The sequence below is a fragment of the Nocardia sp. BSTN01 genome (assembly GCF_015354405.1).
Classification (GTDB): Bacteria; Actinomycetota; Actinomycetes; order Mycobacteriales; family Mycobacteriaceae; genus Nocardia.
Map to the genome: position 1 here is coordinate 38,248 of NZ_JADKYP010000007.1, position 19,066 is coordinate 57,313.

18 protein-coding genes are annotated in these 19,066 nt (G+C 65.4%); 12 read left to right on the forward strand and 6 right to left on the reverse strand.

What is annotated here, in order from left to right; genetic code table 11:
- Positions 1-6: 6 nt before the first annotated feature.
- From IRT45_RS08795 to IRT45_RS08805, 3 genes are all read left to right on the forward strand, one after another.
- Positions 7-756 (forward strand): SDR family oxidoreductase, encoded by a 750-nt coding sequence (locus IRT45_RS08795; protein ID WP_194805377.1) that lies wholly within the window; start codon positions 7-9, stop codon positions 754-756.
- Positions 753-1,838: a phosphotransferase family protein gene (locus tag IRT45_RS08800; protein WP_194805378.1), complete on the forward strand. Its 1,086-nt coding sequence runs from the start codon at positions 753-755 to the stop codon at positions 1,836-1,838. Before IRT45_RS08795 ends, IRT45_RS08800 begins: the two co-directional genes overlap by 4 nt.
- A 116-nt stretch (positions 1,839-1,954) precedes the next feature.
- Positions 1,955-2,392, forward strand: coding sequence for a MaoC family dehydratase N-terminal domain-containing protein (locus IRT45_RS08805; RefSeq protein ID WP_194805379.1), 438 nt, complete (start codon positions 1,955-1,957; stop codon positions 2,390-2,392).
- 29 nt (positions 2,393-2,421) lie between these two features.
- Here IRT45_RS08805 and IRT45_RS08810 read toward each other — a convergent pair whose 3' ends face one another.
- Entirely contained in the window at positions 2,422-3,669 is a 1,248-nt protein-coding gene (locus IRT45_RS08810) for a cytochrome P450 (RefSeq protein WP_194805380.1), read from the reverse strand.
- 292 nt (positions 3,670-3,961) lie between these two features.
- Between IRT45_RS08810 and IRT45_RS08815 the strand changes: the two genes are divergently transcribed.
- The 5 genes from IRT45_RS08815 to IRT45_RS08835 all read left to right on the forward strand — a co-directional run bounded on the left by IRT45_RS08815 (position 3,962) and on the right by IRT45_RS08835 (position 9,122).
- On the forward strand, positions 3,962-4,798 hold the full coding sequence (locus IRT45_RS08815; RefSeq protein ID WP_194805381.1) for an SRPBCC family protein: 837 nt from the start codon (positions 3,962-3,964) through the stop codon (positions 4,796-4,798).
- Positions 4,799-5,022: 224 nt separating this feature from the next.
- Positions 5,023-6,063: a phosphotransferase family protein gene (locus IRT45_RS08820; protein WP_309240855.1), complete on the forward strand. Its 1,041-nt coding sequence runs from the start codon at positions 5,023-5,025 to the stop codon at positions 6,061-6,063.
- A gap of 11 nt (positions 6,064-6,074) precedes the next feature.
- Entirely contained in the window at positions 6,075-6,821 is a 747-nt protein-coding gene (locus IRT45_RS08825; RefSeq protein ID WP_194805382.1) for an SDR family NAD(P)-dependent oxidoreductase, read from the forward strand.
- Between the two features lie 10 nt (positions 6,822-6,831).
- Positions 6,832-8,145, forward strand: coding sequence for an acyl-CoA dehydrogenase family protein (locus IRT45_RS08830; protein ID WP_194805383.1), 1,314 nt, complete (start codon positions 6,832-6,834; stop codon positions 8,143-8,145).
- Positions 8,142-9,122, forward strand: coding sequence for an NADPH:quinone oxidoreductase family protein (locus IRT45_RS08835; protein ID WP_194805384.1), 981 nt, complete (start codon positions 8,142-8,144; stop codon positions 9,120-9,122). Before IRT45_RS08830 ends, IRT45_RS08835 begins: the two co-directional genes overlap by 4 nt.
- A 56-nt stretch (positions 9,123-9,178) precedes the next feature.
- Here IRT45_RS08835 and IRT45_RS08840 read toward each other — a convergent pair whose 3' ends face one another.
- Both IRT45_RS08840 and IRT45_RS08845 read right to left on the reverse strand, forming a co-directional pair.
- Complete coding sequence (locus IRT45_RS08840; RefSeq protein ID WP_309240856.1) at positions 9,179-9,982, reverse strand: enoyl-CoA hydratase/isomerase family protein; 804 nt, start codon at positions 9,980-9,982, stop codon at positions 9,179-9,181.
- A gap of 1 nt (position 9,983) precedes the next feature.
- Positions 9,984-11,555: an acyl-CoA synthetase gene (locus IRT45_RS08845; protein WP_309240857.1), complete on the reverse strand. Its 1,572-nt coding sequence runs from the start codon at positions 11,553-11,555 to the stop codon at positions 9,984-9,986.
- A 302-nt stretch (positions 11,556-11,857) separates the two neighbouring features.
- Here IRT45_RS08845 and IRT45_RS08850 point away from each other — a divergent pair, with 302 nt between their 5' ends.
- Positions 11,858-12,373: a TetR family transcriptional regulator gene (locus IRT45_RS08850; RefSeq protein ID WP_194805534.1), complete on the forward strand. Its 516-nt coding sequence runs from the start codon at positions 11,858-11,860 to the stop codon at positions 12,371-12,373.
- On the opposite strand, the gene IRT45_RS08855 is transcribed toward IRT45_RS08850, so the two are convergent.
- Positions 12,363-13,715 (reverse strand): CoA transferase, encoded by a 1,353-nt coding sequence (locus IRT45_RS08855; RefSeq protein WP_309240858.1) that lies wholly within the window; start codon positions 13,713-13,715, stop codon positions 12,363-12,365. The two genes, IRT45_RS08850 and IRT45_RS08855, sit on opposite strands and share 11 nt — an antisense overlap.
- 368 nt (positions 13,716-14,083) lie before the next feature.
- On the reverse strand, positions 14,084-15,064 hold the full coding sequence (locus IRT45_RS08860; RefSeq protein ID WP_194805386.1) for a CdaR family transcriptional regulator: 981 nt from the start codon (positions 15,062-15,064) through the stop codon (positions 14,084-14,086).
- 226 nt (positions 15,065-15,290) lie between these two features.
- Here IRT45_RS08860 and IRT45_RS08865 point away from each other — a divergent pair, with 226 nt between their 5' ends.
- The 3 genes from IRT45_RS08865 to IRT45_RS08875 all read left to right on the forward strand — a co-directional run bounded on the left by IRT45_RS08865 (position 15,291) and on the right by IRT45_RS08875 (position 18,353).
- Positions 15,291-16,391 (forward strand): enoyl-CoA hydratase/isomerase family protein, encoded by a 1,101-nt coding sequence (locus IRT45_RS08865; protein WP_194805387.1) that lies wholly within the window; start codon positions 15,291-15,293, stop codon positions 16,389-16,391.
- Entirely contained in the window at positions 16,372-17,787 is a 1,416-nt protein-coding gene (locus IRT45_RS08870; protein ID WP_194805388.1) for an amidohydrolase family protein, read from the forward strand. The genes IRT45_RS08865 and IRT45_RS08870 overlap by 20 nt, the downstream gene beginning before the upstream one ends.
- 236 nt (positions 17,788-18,023) lie before the next feature.
- Positions 18,024-18,353, forward strand: coding sequence for a hypothetical protein (locus IRT45_RS08875; protein WP_375540073.1), 330 nt, complete (start codon positions 18,024-18,026; stop codon positions 18,351-18,353).
- A gap of 19 nt (positions 18,354-18,372) precedes the next feature.
- Here the strand turns inward: IRT45_RS08875 and IRT45_RS08880 are convergent, their stop codons facing one another.
- A complete protein-coding gene (locus tag IRT45_RS08880; RefSeq protein ID WP_194805390.1) occupies positions 18,373-19,008 on the reverse strand; it encodes a TetR/AcrR family transcriptional regulator in 636 nt (211 codons plus the stop codon).
- Positions 19,009-19,066: the final 58 nt, after the last annotated feature.

Here is a 19,066-nt window from a genome sequence, read left to right on the forward strand (position 1 = left end):
CACACAATGAGCAAGGGAACCATCGTCATCACCGGAGCCAGCTCCGGGTTGGGCGAGGAGATGGCCCGCCAATTCGCCGCGCTGGGTTACGACCTCGGTTTGTGCGCGCGCCGGACCGATCGTCTCGCCGCGCTGCGCAGCGAGATTCTCGAGACCCATCCGGACCGCAGGATCGAAATCGCCGCTCTCGACGTCACCGACGACGACGCCGTCCACTCGGTATTCGAGGAGTTCCGCGCGAGCTTCGGCAGCCTGGACCGGGTCATCGTCAACGCCGGTAGCGGCGTGGGCGCCGCGCTCGGCACGGGCGGCAACGCCGCCAACCGCCGCACCGCGATGACGAATTTCGTCGGGGCGCTGTCGCAGAGCGAATATGCCCTGTCGATTTTCCGAGCGCAGGGCCGCGGTCACCTGGTGTTGATCTCGTCCTTTTCTGCCGTGCGCGGCATGCGCCGCTCGATGACCACATACGCGGCAAGTAAAGCGGGCGTCGCGGCGCTGGCCGAAGGGTTGCGCTCGGAACGCATTCCCGGGGTGGATGTGTCGCTGATCTGCCCCGGCTACATCCGTTCCGAGATGAACGCCGCGGCTGCCGACCGGACGAAGTTCATGGTCGACACCGAGCCGGGTGTCGCGGCCATGGTGCGCGCTATCGAGTCGCGGAAATCCACCGCCTACGTCCCGAGCTGGCCCTGGGTGCCGCTCGCCGTTGCCATGAAGCTGTTGCCACTATCGATCGTGAGGAAGCTGACATGACACGCTCACCTGCATCGACCGCCGCCGGCGCGGCCGCAGTTCGCTCCGAAGATGCTTTCGACGTCGACGCGATGGCGGCCTGGTTGCGGGCGGCCACCGACGACGAACTGACCGGAATTCCGGAGGTTCACCAATTCTCCGGCGGCGCATCGAATCTGACCTATCTGCTGCACTACCCGCACCGCGACCTCATTCTGCGGCGGCCGCCGAACGGGCATCGGGCCGAAGGCGCTCACGACATGGCTCGGGAATATCGCGTCCAAGCGGCATTGGAGCCGGTCTTCGACTATGCGCCCGCGCCCGTCGCGCTGTGCGAGGACCCGGCGATCATCGGCACCCCGTTCTATCTCATGGAACGACTCGACGGTGTGATTCCCCGGAAAGATCTGCCGTCCGATCTGAACCTGACTCCGGCACAGGTCAACAGGCTGTGCGTCAATGTCCTCGACGTGCTCGTCGACCTGCACACCATCGACCCGGACAGCGCCGGACTGCTGTGGATGTCCAAAGGGCCCGGGTACGTCGCGCGTCAGGTGTCCGGATGGTCGAAACGTTACAGGCAGGCCAAGACCTGGAATGTCGGCTCGTTCGAATCCGTCATGTCGTGGTTGACTGACAACCAGCCTCCGGATCATGGCGCGGTTGTCATTCACAACGACTTCCGATTCGACAACATCGTTCTCGATCGCACCACACCGACGGAGCCGATCGGACTGCTCGATTGGGAGATGGCAACCATCGGCGATCCGCTGATGGACCTCGGGAGCGCCCTCGCGTATTGGGTGCAGGCCGACGACAGCGCGACATTCAAGTTCTTCCGCCGCCAGCCGACCCACACCCAGGGGATGCTCACCCGCCGCGAGGTTGTCGAATACTATTGCGGCCGAACCGGAATCGGCCTGACCGAGCGCGAGTGGGCCTTCTACGAAGTCTTCGGACTGTTCCGGCTCGCGGTGATCTGCCAACAGATCTACTACCGCTACCACCACAAGCAGACCACCAACCCGGCCTTCCGATTCTTCGGTGTCGCGGTCGTTCTGCTGGAACGCCGTTGCCGCAGCATCATTCGCAGGAACAGATGACGTCACAGCCGGCCGGTCACAGAGTCGCCGAGCCCGCGGAGAAGTCTCAACCTCAGAAATAGATAGATATTTATGCTAATTTAGGGGTTGTGAATCATCGAATGGAGGGCTCCCCCATGACTGCTGCGCGTTTCCCGGTCGAAGCCGGACACGTTCTCACATTCCGGCGCGCCGTGGGATATCCGGATTCGGAGGCCGGCGCAGACACCACCGACGTGGCCGTGCCGCCGACCTTCGTACAGGCATCAGCCCAATTCGATCCTGAATTCCCCATGCGTCCCGGCGTGGGCCCCTGGTGGGGTTCCGCCGCCGACGCGGGGACGATGCCCGAAGGCCGCGGTGGTCTGCACGCCGAGCAGCACTACACCTACCATCGGCCGGTGCGGGTCGGAGATGTGCTGTCCACCTCGACCCGCGACGGCCGGACATGGGAGAAGAACGGCCGATCGGGCCGTCTGCAATTCTCCGAACTCATCACCGAGTATCGCGACCAGAACGGCGAATTGGTGGTGACATCCCTATCCGTGGGGGTTCTGACGATCCCTCACGAATAGGGATTCCGTGGCCGCGCGGAGCGGCCGGCTCACAGGGTGAAGTCGCTACCGATCCGCGGGCCCGGCGTGAAGGTCACGGGCATACTGTCCCAGCCGTTGACAATTCCGATGCTGTCGTATGACCGGGCCCGATCGAAATCCACCTGGAAGTCCGGAATTCGCGCGAGCACCTCTTCCAGCACGATCCTGATATCCAGCCTGGCCAGGTTGGAACCGAGACACCGATGCAGACCGAGCCCGAATGCCGCGTGACGATTCGGGAAGCGGTCGATGACGACGTCGTCCGGCCGGTCGAAAATCTCGGGATCCGAATTGGCCGACGCGAACGACAGCAGAACACGTGCTCCCTCCGGGATAGGGCACCCGCTGATTTCGGTGGGACGCGTCACCGTCCGCGCCAGCCCCTGAGTCGGACTGAAGTACCGCAGGAATTCCTCGACGGCCAATGGAATGAGCGATGGATCCGCGATCAGCCGGTCCCGTTGGTCCGGATTACGCGACAGCCAGGCGAACGCGTGAGCGAGTAGACCGGTCGTGGTGTCATTTCCCCCCACGATCAACAAGGTGCAGATTTCCATCACCCGCTGATCGGACAACACTTCGCCGTCCACTTCGGCCGTCACGATCGCGCTGATCAGATCATCCAGCGGCTCTTCCCTCCGCTGCGTCGCGGTTATCATGCATCGCTGCAGTACCGCACCCAGTTCCGCTACCGCCTGCTGGAATTCCGGAGTATCCGGCCGAAACGCGACGATATGGTGGGACGCGTCGGAGTAGAGCCGCCAATCTTCGAGCGGCAGACCCAGGAATTTAGCGGTCAGCAGCGCCGGAACCGGGCTGGTCAAATCCGAAATGAAGTCCATTTCCCCGCGCTCGATGACGTCGTCCAGCAGCGCGGTCGTCACCGAACGAATGAACGGCTCGTACGTCGCCGCCCGTGACGGCGCAAACCAAGGGTTCAGCAACTTCCGATACGGGGTGTACTGCGGAGGGTCCATTTCGATCGGCGTGGAGACCTGCGGATTGGGTGGGATGGTGATTCCGCCGAACGGCGAATCGGGATCCACTTCATGACGTGACGCGAAGAGGTCATCGTCCCTCAGCGCATTCGCGACATCCTCATACCGGTTCAGGACGAAGAAGCCCCCATAACTGTCCGAATGCGCCACGGGACATGCCGAACGCAAGTCGGAATAAATGGTACGCCAGTTGCTCGCGTACTCGACGGAATGGTGGTCGAACGACACCGAGGGTGCCGATTGCTTGACATCCGACATGTTTCACTTCCTGAGATTCTTTGCATACTCGACGCGAAGGGTTCGTCGCCGAGCGGCAGCTGCCGACACGGACGCCACAGATCTGAAGCGCCGCAGCGGCAGCCATTCAACGTGGGGTCGGTTCGATAGTACGTGTTAAGCTCAATAATATGACTGTTTTCGGGGAACTTAGCAAGATCTTTCCGAACAACCGACGGAGATAGAGGATATACATCTAACTATATGATCTAATGTTGATCACCACCGAGCCGACCGCATTCGCGGCAGGGAACTCCCGAGAACGGATATATACATGCGCGAACAAGCAATTCGAATCGAACGGCATTCCTCCGCCGGACCCGAAGTCGTGTATCGACTCCTGACCGATATCGCCGGCTGGCCCCGATGGGCGCCGCGGATCGTTCACGGTGCGACGGTGTCGACATTCGGCAACTCCGAACCCGGTGCCGTGGGCACGATCCGCCATATCGGTGGCGTCGATGAAGAAATTGTCGACGCACAGCCGCCACATCTCCAGCGCTATACGATCAATCGCGGCCTACCGGTGAGCAACTACGACGGATGCGTTCGCATCTCACCCGACGGCGCGGGCAGCCACGTGTCGTGGACGGCACGATTCACCGGCCGATTCCCGTTGATCGGCCCCGCGGTCCGCCTCCTGTGCCACCTGTCGATCAGCGCGTTGGCATCCGCTCTCGTGAAGGCCGCAGACGAAGAAGCGATCATCGAGCCTCCGATTAGCGACCCTGCCGTTCCGGATATCGACACCTTCGCCGAACGTTTCATCACCGCGATCGAAAGTTCGAATCTCGACGCCATTCGCACCTTGTTCGCCGACGATGCGACACTGCTTCACCCCTTCGGCCGCGTCGAGGGCATCGCGGACATCGAGCGCTTCTACACGAATCTGTTTTCCCAAGCTCCGGTATCAGCGCGTGTGGGTTCGGTCATCGTCTCCGGTACGAGCGTCGTGTTCGAAATCTGTAGTGCCGACGCACCCGACGATGCCGGCCCCATGGCGATCGACCACGCCACACTCGACGATAACGGCCGAATCCGGCGTTTGATCGCCGCGTACCGCCCCGGCGGCCCGGTGTCGGGCCACCAACTCCCGGGCGACGGACGGTAACGGGACAACACGGGCGTATGCGGTCCCGGTTCGGATGTGCACGGCAGGTCGGAGGCCGAGCGGCACACGTGGCGACTCATCGTAAGCGTTCCATCTCATCCTGACAGTCGCCGTGATCGCCATCACCTGGCAATCACGGCACTAGTTGACAGTAACCGTTGAGTTTGTCGGTGACTGACACTACAGTCTCTAACTGACGTTGACAATGGTTTGAGGAGGTGTCCGTGGGTAACGCCGTAGCCGACCCGGAACTGGATATGCGTGCACTCGAGGAGTGGCTGGGTGATCGCCTCGGCGACCCCGATGTTCCGCTGGTCGCACACCGGCTGGGAGCGGGGGTCGGAGTCGCCAACGCGCTCTTCGAACTGCGCCGGGGCGACCGGTCATGGGTGCTGCGCCGGCCTCCGGCGGTGCTCAACGACAAGAGCGCCTCCGACATGACCCGCGAATATCGGATCCTGCGGGCGCTGGACGGTTCGCCGGTTCCGCATCCGACCGCGCGCCTGCTGTGCGACGACCGCGCGGTTCTCGGCGCACCGTTTCTGATCATGGACAAGATCGACGGATTCACCCCCGGTTTCGAACTGCCCGAGCCGTTCCACAGCGACAGCGCGCTGCGGCGCGGGCTGGCGGAGGCCTATGTGGACGGACTGGTCGAGCTGGCCGCGGTCGACTGGCGCGCCCGGGACCTGGACGGTTTGGGGAAACCGGAGGGCTTCCTCGAACGCCAGGTCCCGCGGTGGCTCGCTCAGCTGGAGCGATACCGCGTGCGCGACCTGCCGGAGCTGGATTTCGTGACCGACTGGCTGGAGCGCAACCGGCCGATGATGAGCGAACCCGCTCTCATGCACGGCGACTACAGTCCGTTCAACGTGATGGTGGCACCGGATGCGCCCGCCCGGTTGGCCGCCATCATCGATTGGGACACCGGCACGATCGGCGATCCTTTGCTCGACATCGGCCACCTGCTGGCCCGGTGGACCAACCCCGGCGAGGAACCCGTGCTACAAGCGCAAGCCGGCGGAACGTCGCACTACCCGACCCGCGCCGAATTGGCCGCCCGGTACGCCGAGCGGTCCGGTCGGGACCTGTCGGCGCTGCCGTACTACGAGTGCCTGGCCCTGTTCAAACTCGCCGTCATCCTCGAGGGCATGTACGCCCGCAAATATGCGGCGGGTGTGCCCGACTCCGACAATATGATGGCCGATCTGGTCCCTCGCCTGATGGGCGCCTCGGCGAGCTTCGCGCGTGGAGAACGACAGTGACGGAACGGAATATGAGCGGCAAGGTCGCTGTCATCACCGGCGGCAGCCGCGGAATCGGCCGCGCCGTCGCGGAGGGTTTCGCCGCCGCCGGTGCGAATGTGGTCATCGCCAGCCGCAAGCTGGACAACTGTGCGGCGGTCGCCGAATTCTTGACCACGACGTACGGCGTGCGCGCTCTGCCCGTGGCCTATCACGCCGCGAAATGGGAAGACAGTGATCGTTTGGCGCAGGCGGTACTGGACGAATTCGGCCGCTGCGACATTCTGGTCAACAATGCCGGGATGTCGCCGCCGCACGGCGGGTTGCGGACGATCGACGAGGCCTACTACGACAAAGTCTCCGGGGTCAACCTGAAGGGCCCGTTCCGGCTGTCCGTCCTGCTCGGCGAGCAGATGGCCGCGGCGTCGGGCGGTTCGATCATCAACATCAGCACCATCGGTTCGCTGCGCCCCTCGGCATCGGAGCTGGTGTACGCGTGCGCGAAGGCGGGACTGAACGCGCTGACCATCGGTCTCGCCGGGGAATTCGCGCCGTCGGTCCGTGTGAACGCCCTGCTGCCCGGCGCTGTCGACACCGATATCGCCACCGCGTGGTCCCCGCAGATGCGGGAGGCCGCCGTGGCCGGAGTCCCGTTGGCACGCATAGGAGTTCCCGACGACTTCGTCGCGCCCGCGCTCTGGCTCGCGTCCGACGCTTCGGCGTTCGTTACCGGCACCCTGATCCGCGTCGATGGCGGCGCATATCGCCAGATGTCTTGAGGAGATAACCATGTGGGACTTCAGCACCGAGCCGGAGTTCGAAAAACAGCTCGAGTGGATCCGCGCCTTCGTCACCGAGGAGGTGGCACCCCTCGACCTGTTGTGGCCGCATCATCATCACAAGCAGCCATCCCCCTGGCTGAAGAAGGTGATCGACCCGCTGAAGGACGCGGTGCGCGAACGAGGATTGTGGGCATGTCATCTCGGCCCGGAACTCGGCGGGCAAGGTTTCGGACAGGTCAAGCTCTGTTTGATCAACGAAATCATCTCGCCCTTCTCCTGGGGCCCGACGATCTTCGGGGTACAGGGGCCTGATACCGGCAACGCCGAGATCATCGCGCATTACGGAACTCCCGAACAGAAGCGGCGCTACCTTCAGCCGCTCCTCGATGGCGAACTGTTCTCGGCCTTTTCGATGACCGAGCCGCAAGGCGGCGCCGACCCGCTGGGATTCCGGTGTGCGGCTGTCGCGGACGGTGACGACTGGGTGATCACCGGTGAGAAGTTCTTCACCTCCAACTCCGAGGATGCGGCCTTTCTCATCGTCATGGCCGTGACCGATCCCGACGCCGATCCGCACCAGCGCATGTCGATGTTCCTGGTACCCCGCGACACTCCCGGCATCGAGACGGTTCGCCGCACGAGATATATGGGCGAGCCGGAGGAGGCGATGGACCATGCGCTGATTCGGTACAACGGGGTGCGCGTTCCGGCGGAGGGACTGCTGGGCGAACGCGGCCGCGGATTCGAGATCGCGCAGACACGCCTGTCCGGCGGCCGGATCCACCACGCGATGCGTGCGGTCGGACAGGCCAAATACGCCTTCGACATGGCCTGCGAACGAGTTCTGAGCCGCGTGTTGCGCGGACGGCCGCTCGCCGACCAGCAACTCGTGCAGCAGGCGATCACGGAGAGCTACGCCCAGATCGAACAGTTCCGGCTCTTCGTCATGCGCGCGGCGTGGCGTATCGACCACGGCGACGGATACAACCACGAGGTCCGCCGCGACATCGCGGTGGCGAAGGTGCTGTCCGCCCGGATCGCTCATGACGTGACGCAACGTGCCATGCATCTGCACGGTGCCCTCGGACTCTCGAACGAGATGCCGTTCGGCCAGATGTGGCTGCTCGCCCCCGGGTACGGCATCTGGGACGGGCCGACGGAGTCCCATGTGAGCGCCGCGGCGCGGCTCATTCTCCGCGAGCACGAGCCCGCGCCGGCCGATCTGCCGACGCAGTGGCTGCCGGCCCGGATCGAGGCGGCCCGATCGAGATATGCCGACGCGCTCGCCGAACAGGCCGCCGAGGAGTCGGTGACGTCATGAGGGCGGCCATCTGTCACCGGTACGGGCCACCGGAGAACGTCGAATTGACGGTACTACCGAATCCCGTTGCCGGAGAAGGCGAAATCGTCGTCGACGTGCACGCCGCCGCGGTCAATTTTCCGGATGTGCTGCTGATCGCGAACAAATATCAACTCCCGATGCCGCTGCCGTATGTTCCCGGAGCCGAACTGGCCGGCGTGGTCCGCAGCGTAGGAGCCGGCAGCGACCTGTCCGTCGGTGACCGGGTGTACGGACTGCTTCCCGGCGGTGGTGCGTTCGCCGAGCAGGCGGTGCTGCCGGCCAAGGAGGTGATGCCGATCCCTGCCGGCATGGAATATGCCGAAGCGGCGGCCAGCGGTGTCACGTACCAGACCGCGTTGCACGCTCTCCGATCGGTTGCCCTTGTCCAGCCCGGTGAATGGGTGGTTGTGCTCGGAGCCGCCGGCGGGGTGGGCTCTGCCACGCTCGATATCGCCCGATTACTCGGGGCGGAAACGGTCGCCGTGGTCTCCACTGCCGAGAAGGCGCGGTGGTGTCGTGACCGCGGGGCCACAGCGGCGATCGACTACTCGTCCGAAGATCTGCGCGCGCGCATCCGGGAGGCCACGAACGGTGGCGCACATGTCGTGATCGACCCGGTCGGGGGAAGCCTGTCCGAACCCTGCCTCCGCTCGATGCGCCGGGGCGGGCGCTTCGTGACCCTCGGATTCGCTTCCGGGACGATTCCCGCACTGCCACTGAATCTCATCCTGCTCAAAGGGGTGACCGTCATGGGCATGGAAATGCGGACATTCCCCGAGCATGCGCCCGAGCAATCCCGCTCGGACCTGCAGGAGCTTCGACACCTGTTGGCGCAAGGGCTGATTCGCCCGCATATCGGCGCGCGATTCGATCTGAACCAGACGGCCGCGGCGCTGCGGTACGTCGCCGACCGGCGCGTGCTGGGCAAGGTCGTGATCGACATCGCCCGCGAGTGAATCCGATCCTGCGCACCGCGGACCCGGTGTGACGAGCTGGTGCCACCAGCGACTCGTCATACCGGGTCCGCACCCACGTTTCCCGTCCAGCGGGGCCGGCGCTTCTCGAGGAATGCGGCAACACCCTCCGCGGCGTCCGGCTCCGCTGCCAAGCGCATGAACATTTCGGTCTCGTAGGCACGCGATGCGCGAAAGTCGGTTCCCTGTGAATGTGCGAGCAGATATTTGCTCGCGGCTACCGCCCGGGGCGCGGTTCTCTCGACGATATCCCGGGCGATATCCATCGCCCTGTGCAGGACCTCGCCACGGTCGACACATTCGTTGCAGACCCCGAGGCGGACGGCCTCGGCACCATCGATGCGGCGACCGGTGAGCAGGAGATCACTGGCTACCCCATGGCCGGCGATTCGCGGCAGTATCCAGTGGGCCCCCATTTCGGGGGTGACGCCCAGCCGGGTCATCGGTATGGCAAGCCGCGCGTCGCGGGCCACGATCCGCAGATCGCACAGCAGACTCGAGGTGAGGCCGATACCGATCGCGTCTCCGTTGATAGCGGCGATGACAGGTTTGCGCACATCGTTCGGTGTCACCAGCTCACGCAGTATCTCGTCGGGCCGTTCGTCCGAACCGGGTGAGGAGATCGGCCCATCGTCCAGGTCCGCGCCGGCCGAGAAGGTATCCCCGGCCCCGGTGATCACGACAACGCGCACCGAGTCGCTGTTGTCGCAGCGCCGCAGGGCATCCGACATCTCGTGGATCATCGGAACGGTCCAGCTGTTGCGGCGTTCCGGTCGGTCGAGAGTCACCACCGCGATTCCCTCGGCGGATGAGAACCGGAGATTGTCGTATCGCACCGTCACGTCAGTGATCCGCCGGGCCGTCGGCGAGGACCCACGCTCGCAAGTCGTGTTTGCGCAGTTTGCCGGTAGGGGTGCGGGGCAACTCCTCGGTGACCCGCACCTCGCGTGGCACTTTGTATCCAGCCAGCCGGGAACGGGCGAATTCGATGATGTCCTGGGTGGCCGCTGTCCCGTCCCGGTTACCGTCGCGGAGTTCGACGACAGCCACGACGCGCTCACCCATCTCCGCATCCGGAATTCCGACGACGCCGACATCCGCGACGGCCGGATGCATGATCAGCGCGTCCTCGATCTCCTGCGGATAGATGTTGACTCCTCCGGAGATGATCAGATGCGGCCGCCTGTCGCTGAGGTAGAGGTATCCCTCGTCGTCGAGGTACCCGACATCACCGACCGAGACGCCGCCTCGGCTGTCGGTAGTCGCCGCGGTCTTGCCGGGATCACCGTGATACTCGAACGGCTCGCCACCGGTGAACCAGATCGTCCCCACTTCGCCTGGCGCCACCTCGTTGCCGTGGTCGTCGGTGACATACGGCGTGCCGATGAGTGGTTTTCCGACCGAGCCGGGCTTACGCAGCCACTCCGCTGAGGTGATGGAGGTCGCCCCCATCCCCTCGGTGCTGGAGTAGAACTCGAACAGAATCGGCCCCCACCACTCGATCATCGCCCGCTTGACCTCGACCGGACACGGCGCCGCGGCGTGTACCGCATGCCGCAGGCTGGACAGGTCGTACCGAGCGCGCAGACTCGCATCGAGTTTCAACATCCGCACGAACATCGTGGGAACCCATTGGCTGTGCGTCACGCGATGACGCTCGATCAATGCCAGCGCCTGCTCCGGATCGAACTTCCGCATGACCACGACCGTTCCGCCACTGCGGTGCACCGCCATGGACCAGCCCAGCGGGGCCGCGTGATACAACGGCGCGGGACAGAGATAGACATCACCCGGCAGGAAACCGAGGCCACCGCGAAGCCACCGGCCGGGCAGATCGGGATACGTGCCGAGCGGCCCGCCCGGCAGCGGCCGCTGAATGCCCTTGGGGCGGCCGGTCGTTCCCGACGAGTACAGCAGGAAGTCGCCCTCGCATTCGTCGGCGATCGGCGTTGCCGGTTGACCGTCTCGAATCTCCTCGTAGCTCTCCCAGCCGTCGACCGCGGCACCGATCATCAGACGGCCGCTCGGTGCGAAGGCGGCGTCGGCGACAACCGCAGCGGCAACGTCGGCGAGAGTGTCCGACGCGACGATCATGTCCGCGCCACTGTCGCCGACAATGTAGCCGGCCTCCGAGGGCGTCAAATGGGAGTTGACCAACACGTAGTAGAGGCCGGCCCGCTGAGCGCCCCATGCCAGTTCGAGAACCTCCACCCTGTTCTCGGCGAGAATCGCGAGACATCGGCCGGGGCCGAGTCCGCGGGCACGGAGGAGCCGCGCCACCTGATTGGAACGTTCATCGAGCTGACGGTAGGTGAGAGTATGCCCACCGGGTTCCACTACAACCGCAATCCGGTTCGGATCGCCGACGGCACAAAGTCCCGGATGCATGTCGTTTCCCTTCTTCGCCGGCGGCATGGGTCGGACACCCGCACGAGAATCGAGCCGTGGTCCCGGCGCGACCTCAGCCGAACACCACCGACTTGACACTGACTGACAAAATAGACATGGTATGACCCTCATGTCAATGGGGATAGGCTCCCGATGGCAGGCATGCCGATGCCACGATGACACTGCACATTCGCTATCCGAGGAGCCGTATGCTTCCCGATCCCTCCGGATCCGCCGACTCGGGGCCCGAAGGGCTTCCGGGACGCCAGACGCTTCGAACTCGACGCCGCCAGTTGATCCAGGACGATATTGCCCGAATAGCAATTCGGATGTTTCTGGAACGCGGCTACGACGCCGTGTCGGTCGATGACATAGCGGCGGCAGCGGGAATGTCGCAACGCACCTTCTTCCGGTACTTCCCGACGAAAGACGAGGTGCTGCGCCGCTACCGGCGTTCGTTGCGAGAGGCACTGCTGAGCGCTCTGCAGGGGCGGCCCGCGCAGGAAGGCGCCGTCGCGGCCCTGCGCGCCGCGTACGGGCAGACGTCGGAGGTGGATGCCAGTAGCCGTCCGCGCGTGCACGCGTTGGCGCGCCTTCTCATCGAGGCGTCCGATGTCTGGGCCAAGGACATGGGCGAAACCATCCTCGACGACTCCGTCCCTGCGGAACTTTCGCGGCGCGCCGGCGCGGACACCGACGGTCTGCGCGTGACAGTGCTCGCCGCGGCGATATCCAGTGCCGCGCTCATCGGCTGGAACAACTGGGTCACCTCGGACGGAACCGATAATCCGGCGGACTACGTGGTTGCCGCGATCGACATGCTCGGGCTCGACATCAGCGATTGATCGAGTACCGGCGCAGCACCGCGGCGGTATCGGCACCAAGTGGCCGAGCGGTAGCGCTCACCTGCGGCGGCAACGGCGGCAGGACGGCCTGCCCGCGGCGCAGCCGGGGACAATCGACTACCCATTGCGTCCCGGTTCGGGTGACCTCGTGAATCCCGTGACCCCGATACGGCGCAGCCGCGAACGAAGCCGCTACATCTCTCATCGACAGGTCGATCAGGTGGCCGCCGCCGCGGGCGACCGATGCTGCCACGCCGAGTGCCGCACTCAGTCCGCTCAACGGATCGGCGACCGCGTCGGCGCAGAAGACGGGCTGATTGCGACTCCAGCCGACCAATGCGCCCGCAACGGCCGCGTCATCGCCGAATGCGACCCACTCGGGTCGCTTGCGCCCGTAGCCGGTGATGCTCACCCATACCTTCCCCGGTCGGTGAGTGAGCGCTTCGGGCGCCAGACCCAGGTGTGCGAGGGCTCTGGGCCGAGAGGCCTCGATCACGATGTCTGCCGCCGCGATCAGATCCGCCACCACCGCTCGACCGGACGGCGAATGGAAGTCGACGGCCACGCTCTCATGGCCGGCGTGGAGCCAGTCGAAGAACATCGGGTTTCCGCGCCGCGCACCGTCCGGGCGTCGTGTGCTCTCGACCTTCACCACTGTTGCCCCCGCCTGTCCGAGCAGATGCGCGCACAACGGCCCCGCCCACAGCGACGACAAATCGACAACGAGCGATCGATCCAGCCGGGTAGTCGAACGCGGTGGCGCGATCCGGGTCACCCGCCATGGTCGTTCCGGACAGTCGGGCTCGGTGGGCAACGCGGCCGCCGGCATCCCGAGTGAGCGAACCCGGGCCGCGAAATCACCGGCGTCTTCGACCGACGCGGCTGCCGACATCTCGTCCCACGGATCCCCGACCTCGGCTCTCCCGACCACAGCCGGCACCAGGTCGACATCATCCTCACGCGCCAAAGTCACTGCGCACCAACCTGTTCGAGCACGCAGCAGCCGGGTCGCCCCACCCGCCGAGGTGTGACCTCGCCGAGTGAATCCCAGCAGACCCGCCCGACCTGTCAGCAAGCGAGCCGGATCGGGCGTGACGTCGCGGCCCGTCCAGGCGGCCAGAGCACCGAACGCATTCGCCACGTCGACCAGTAACGCCGGCAGGGCCGCAGGGCCGAGAACCGGTGCGCCATCCGCATGACCGGACAACGCCACCGCCCCGGAACCGGCCCAATCCATGACCGGGCACGACAGTCCCGCATCCGATTTCGTCGCCGTGCTCGGCACCGAGCCGATCGGCTCCAGCCAACGGCGCAAGAGTCCGGCAAGCCCATCGTCGAACACAATGGCACGGTATCCCGACCGGCTACCTGGTGCGAGCCGGTTCCCTTGCATTTCCGAGAATCACCGGTCCGCCGGCGGTAGACAGACCCTCGCAGGGAACCGGTCCGAGCCGCTGGTTGGGCAGGTCGCAACGGCTGTGAAACCGAAACGAGCCCACCCCAGGTGGCCGCGGACGTGACAGCGTTGACATCCCCCTGCCCGACCGACCGGAGCCGAGGTCGTGTCCGACGCCATCAGCGGAGGCGGCCACACGTGGCCCTGGCACCGTTCGCCGAGAACGGTGTCGGTATCACATGCCCCGTCTCGCCCGGCGGCTCTTTCAACTCGGTGAGTAACGGTCCCGCACCCGCGACACGACGGCTCCCCGGCTACGTCGACACGGACGGGCCCGTCGGTTCGATGCGCGCGATGACGGCAGAGCGAAGGTAACACTGGCCGCTGGGCGTGAACGGGTCCAGGCCCGTCAACTCCCGGATCCGCCTGAGCCGGTAGTCGACCGTATTCACGTGGATGTTCAACATTCGCGCCACTCGTCGTCGTGAAAGGTTGTCACGCAGGTGCAGTCGCAAGGTGTCGACGAGGATGGGATACTTCTCGAGCGGATCCAGCAAGGCGGCCAGTCGATCACGGGCCGGGCTCTGGCGGGTCAGCTGGTATTCCAATGCGAGGTCGTCGAAGGTGTACAGCCGTCCGAACCGGCCGCAGGAGAGCGCTACCGCGAGCAGTTCGTGGGCTTGGCGCGCCGCCAGCGGAATGTCCGTCGTCGCGGCTTCGACCGCGGCCGCCGTCAACGGTGCCCCCACAACTTCGGTCAGACGAGGAATCGCTTTCGCCGCAACGTCATCGGTTCCCGCATCGGGCCACAGGACGGTGCCGCCCTCCGTGGACAACCTCGACAGCACGCCTTCGCCATGGTCGGCCAGCGCGATTCGGATTCGATCCGCGACATGCGTCGAGCCGGGGCGATACGCACGCGAGGACGGCGGAATGGACAGCGCCACCACACAATAGGATCGAGCTACGCCGATGCCGCAGTCACGAGCCAGGCCGTCGGGCCAATCGCCGGCGAGCAGGGCCGCGGTAAGCAGCCGCAACTTCGGATCCGGTGGATCACATCTCTCGCCGAGATACACCTCGGACAGCACCGCTGTCGCGACCGCGAAGTCGTCGACGATGGCTTCGACACCACGGATCGTCGTCGCGCGCTGAGGAATCTGCAGGAGAGCGAAATTCAAGCCTTTGCGCAATTCGGACTGAACCGTCGCCAGCGAAACGCCGGCGGCCGCCCAGCGAGCCGCAAGCTCTTCGAGGCGCCGAGTTGTGGCGGTCCTGTTTCTGCCGATCACCATCGAAGAGACGAGGTCACGGCAGATGAGTGACAGCCGGCCTTCACAGTCCGGACCGCTCACCACGTCGCCCGACCGGCGCAATAGCCGACGATCATGCTCCCCGCGCTGAGAAAATCCATAGATCCGTCACACACGATCACATCACCATCGGTACGTTTCATTGCTTCGAACCTCACAGAACTAGCCGATCGACTAGTATTACAGGACACACGATAGCACTCTCTCCATGTTCGTGAATGCCGATCTCGAGCACGGACGTCACCTCGATGCGGAGCCGTATAGCCTGTGGCACGTGCACCCGGTCGAGATCGATTCCCTCACCCTGCAGCAGGACGGCCGGCTGAACGGCGCAATCCGGCATCTGGTCCTGGAAGAGTGGCACGGCGCCGACCCGGCAGCGATCGCGCGCGCGGCCGCCGCGATGAATCGCTCGTTGCCCCTCACGATCGGTATAGCGACCACGAATCCGCCCGTCGACCTGGAGCCCTTGCTTTCGGCCACAGCGTGGACTCTGTGCGGCCCCCACGTGGACGCCGACGCACCTCAACTCGTGCGAGTGGACGACCCCTGGCACACGTACGGCGAGATCGAAGATATCGCCGGCAGGTTCCCGCAGACGGTCGTCGCACTGGGTCAGCTGCTGCGACAAACACCGATGCTGGACACACTCCCAGGGCTGGCGGCCGAAGCGAGCACCTACTCGATGTTGCTGGGCGGCAAGGAATTCGCCGCGTGGTCGGCCGCGCGGAAACCGGCACAGCCGGTGCGACCGACGCAACGCCCGCTCGTATCCGCGGCGCGTCACGGCGGGCTGCTGTCGGTGGTACTGGACGACCCTCGACGCCGCAATCCCCTGAGTTTTCGCCTGCGCGACGAACTGTTCGACGTGCTCGAGGTCGCCGCACTGGACGAGACCGTGGAACAGGTCGAACTGACCGGCAGCGGACCGATCTTCTGCAGTGGCGGCGATCTTAGCGAATTCGGCACGGCCACGGACTTGGTCGCCGCCTACCTCGTGCGATTGCACCGGGCGCCGTGGCGGCTCATCGACCGAGTCCGGGACAAGGTCACCGTCCACACGCACGGAGCGGCGATCGGCGCCGGAATCGAAATGGCCGCTTTCGCCGGCCGCATCACCGCCACCGCGGACACATTCTTCCAACTCCCCGAGGTCACGATGGGTCTCGTTCCAGGCGCCGGCGGCACCGTCGGTGTCACGCGCAGGATCGGCCGCTGGCGCGCCGCATGGATGATGGTGAGCGGTCGGCGTATCGACTCCGCCACCGCAGTGCACTGGGGTTTGGTCGATGAACTCCGCGAAGCGTGACGTCCCCGCGCTGCTCCTGCGTCGAGCCGATCTGTTCGGCCACGGCCTGGGCGACTGTCGTCTCCGGAACGGTCTCATCGCGGAAGTCGGCCCGATATTGCGACCGCATCCCGACGAGACGGTGATCGACTGCGACAACGGCGCCCTCCTTCCGGGCCTGGCCGACCACCACCTGCACCTGGCCGCGATGGCCGCGGCTGCCGAGTCCTTCGACATCGCGCGAGTGTCGCGCTCCACGCTCGCCACGGTGATGTCGCGCGTCCCCCCCGGCCCCGACGGTTGGGTGCGCGTCGTCGGCTACGACGACGAGACGCACGGCTTTCTCGACCGCTACTCCCTCGATGAATGGCGATGTATCGGCCCTGTTCGAGTCCAGCACCGATCGGGAGCGCTGTGGGTGGTCGATTCCGATGCGCTTCGAGAGCTGGGCGCCGACACCGCTGACCACCCGGGCGTCGAACGTGATGAATTGGGCAGACCGACAGGGAGGTTGTGGCGTGCCGATTCCTGGCTCCGGGAAACTCTGGGCGGCCATCGGCCCGACATGGCAGCGGTCAGTCGCCGGCTGGTGGCCGTAGGGATCACTCATGTCGCGGACGCATCACCCGACGCGGGCCCGGCAACGGTCGCGGCCGACGCCGTGGCCGGAGATCACATCGTCCAGCACGTCATGGTCATGGCAGAAGCGTCCGGCCCGGCAGACCACCCGCGGCTCGCGGTGGGGCCCGTCAAGATCGTGGTCGCCGACCATGACCTTCCGGAATTGGGCACTCTCGTCTCCCGCATCCGCCGAGCGCACGCACAACACAGATCCGTCGCGCTGCATTGCGTCAGCCGCGTGGCTCTGGCCCTGACACTGGCCGCACTCCGGGACGCCGGGCACCGTGAGGGCGACCGGATCGAGCACTGCGCGGTCGCCGATGACGCGGCCCTCGCCGAAATCGCCGCCCTCCAGCTGCGTGTGATCACTCAGCCGACGCTGGTCGCGCGTCGCGGTGACGACTACTGGGCTCGTGCCGAGCCACAGGATCGAGCCGACCTGTGGCGCTACGGCAGCCTGCTGCGCGCGGGCATTCGTACCGCACCCAGCAGCGACGCACCCTACGGCGATCCCGACCCGTGGTTCTGCTTGCGCGCTGCGGCTACCCGCCGCACCGCCTCCGGCCGTGTGCTCGGCTCCGATGAGCGCGTCGAGGGCCGAATTGCCCTGCGGGGCATGCTGTCACGTCTGTCCGACCCCGGTGGCGCGGCTCGCCGGATCGAGCGGGGACATGCGGCCGACCTGGTGCTACTCGACCGACCGCTGCGTGACGCGCTCCTGAATCCGCGAGCCGAGCATGTCCGAGGCACCTTCATCATGGGCGAGATCCGGTACGACGCGGGCGATTTAGTTTAATAATACAAAGGTTAAGCTTCAAGAATAGGGCGACAGAGCCGAATTTCGCGGAATTGCGATAAATCATATGACTCTTAAGGGAGGATGGCGGCAGCCGCGCAGAGACCATCGAAAGTCTCCCGGCGCGGCCTTCTCGACACGGTACGAACGGAGATTTCATGCCGCACAGCACATTGGAGAACCTGCCGGCCGGAGGCGGAGGGCGGTGGCCGTCCGCGGCCTCATCTTTCAGATCCGTGCACTGGGGTGACATGGAGGTCGGGTTCACCACGGTCCACACCCCAGTGGACTGCACCGATATCTACCAGAACCTGCCCGGTGGCGTATGCCCGTGCCCGCACTTCGGCTACATCATCAGCGGCCGGCTGCGATGCACATACCCCGGTACCGACATCCCCGATGAGGTGGCCGGGCCGGGCGAGGTGTATTACTTCCCGGCCGGACACGTTCTCGTATACGACGAGCCGACGAACGCGATCGAGTTCAACCCGGCGTCGGGACTACAGCAGCTGATGAACGCGGTCGAGCGCAACCTCGCACAGAACCCCGAGGTCGTCGGTAGCTGACAGAGCGAGCGGGCGGATGTCACCACCGGCCGAACAGGGCGCGTACCAAGACCTCGCGCAGGTCTTGGACCGCCCGTCTCGGGTCGTTGTGCGACAGCCCCCACCACACGCCGAGCTGGCCGTGCAGACCGGTCCAGAGCAGCCGGGCAGCCTCCACCGCGGTGAGACCACCCGGCGTCAGGGAGTCGCCCAGGTAGGCACCGACAGTGTCCTCCCACACCTCGAGGACGCGGAGCGCAGGATGCCCGGCCGACTCCTGCTGCACAAGCAGCATGGGCCCCATATGAAATATCAACTGGTAGCGAAGGCGTTCCCCGGTCGCGAAATGCCAGTACGCGTCGATGACCGCGCGCAGCGCTGTCCACGAATCTCCTTGCGGCACAGAACGAGCCGCCAACCGCATCGCCTCGGCCAGATCCGTATAGACCTCGTCGAGGACCGCCGCCAGCAGCTCGGTCTTGTCCTGGAAGTGGTTGTAGACCGAGGGTGCCGCGATGCCTGCCTCGCGAGCGATCGCGCGCAACGTGATCTCGTCGGGCCGGCCGTTCTCCTGCAGAAGACGATTGGCCGCATCCAGGATTTCCCGGCGCAACCGCTGACCCTCACCCCAGCGGTTCGGCATCCGGGAACGGCCGTTCGCGCGTTCGGTCGTCATCAGCTCACCCCTTCGGCTCGGTGCACCCAGTGTGCGGCACCCCCCGCCGGACCCGCCG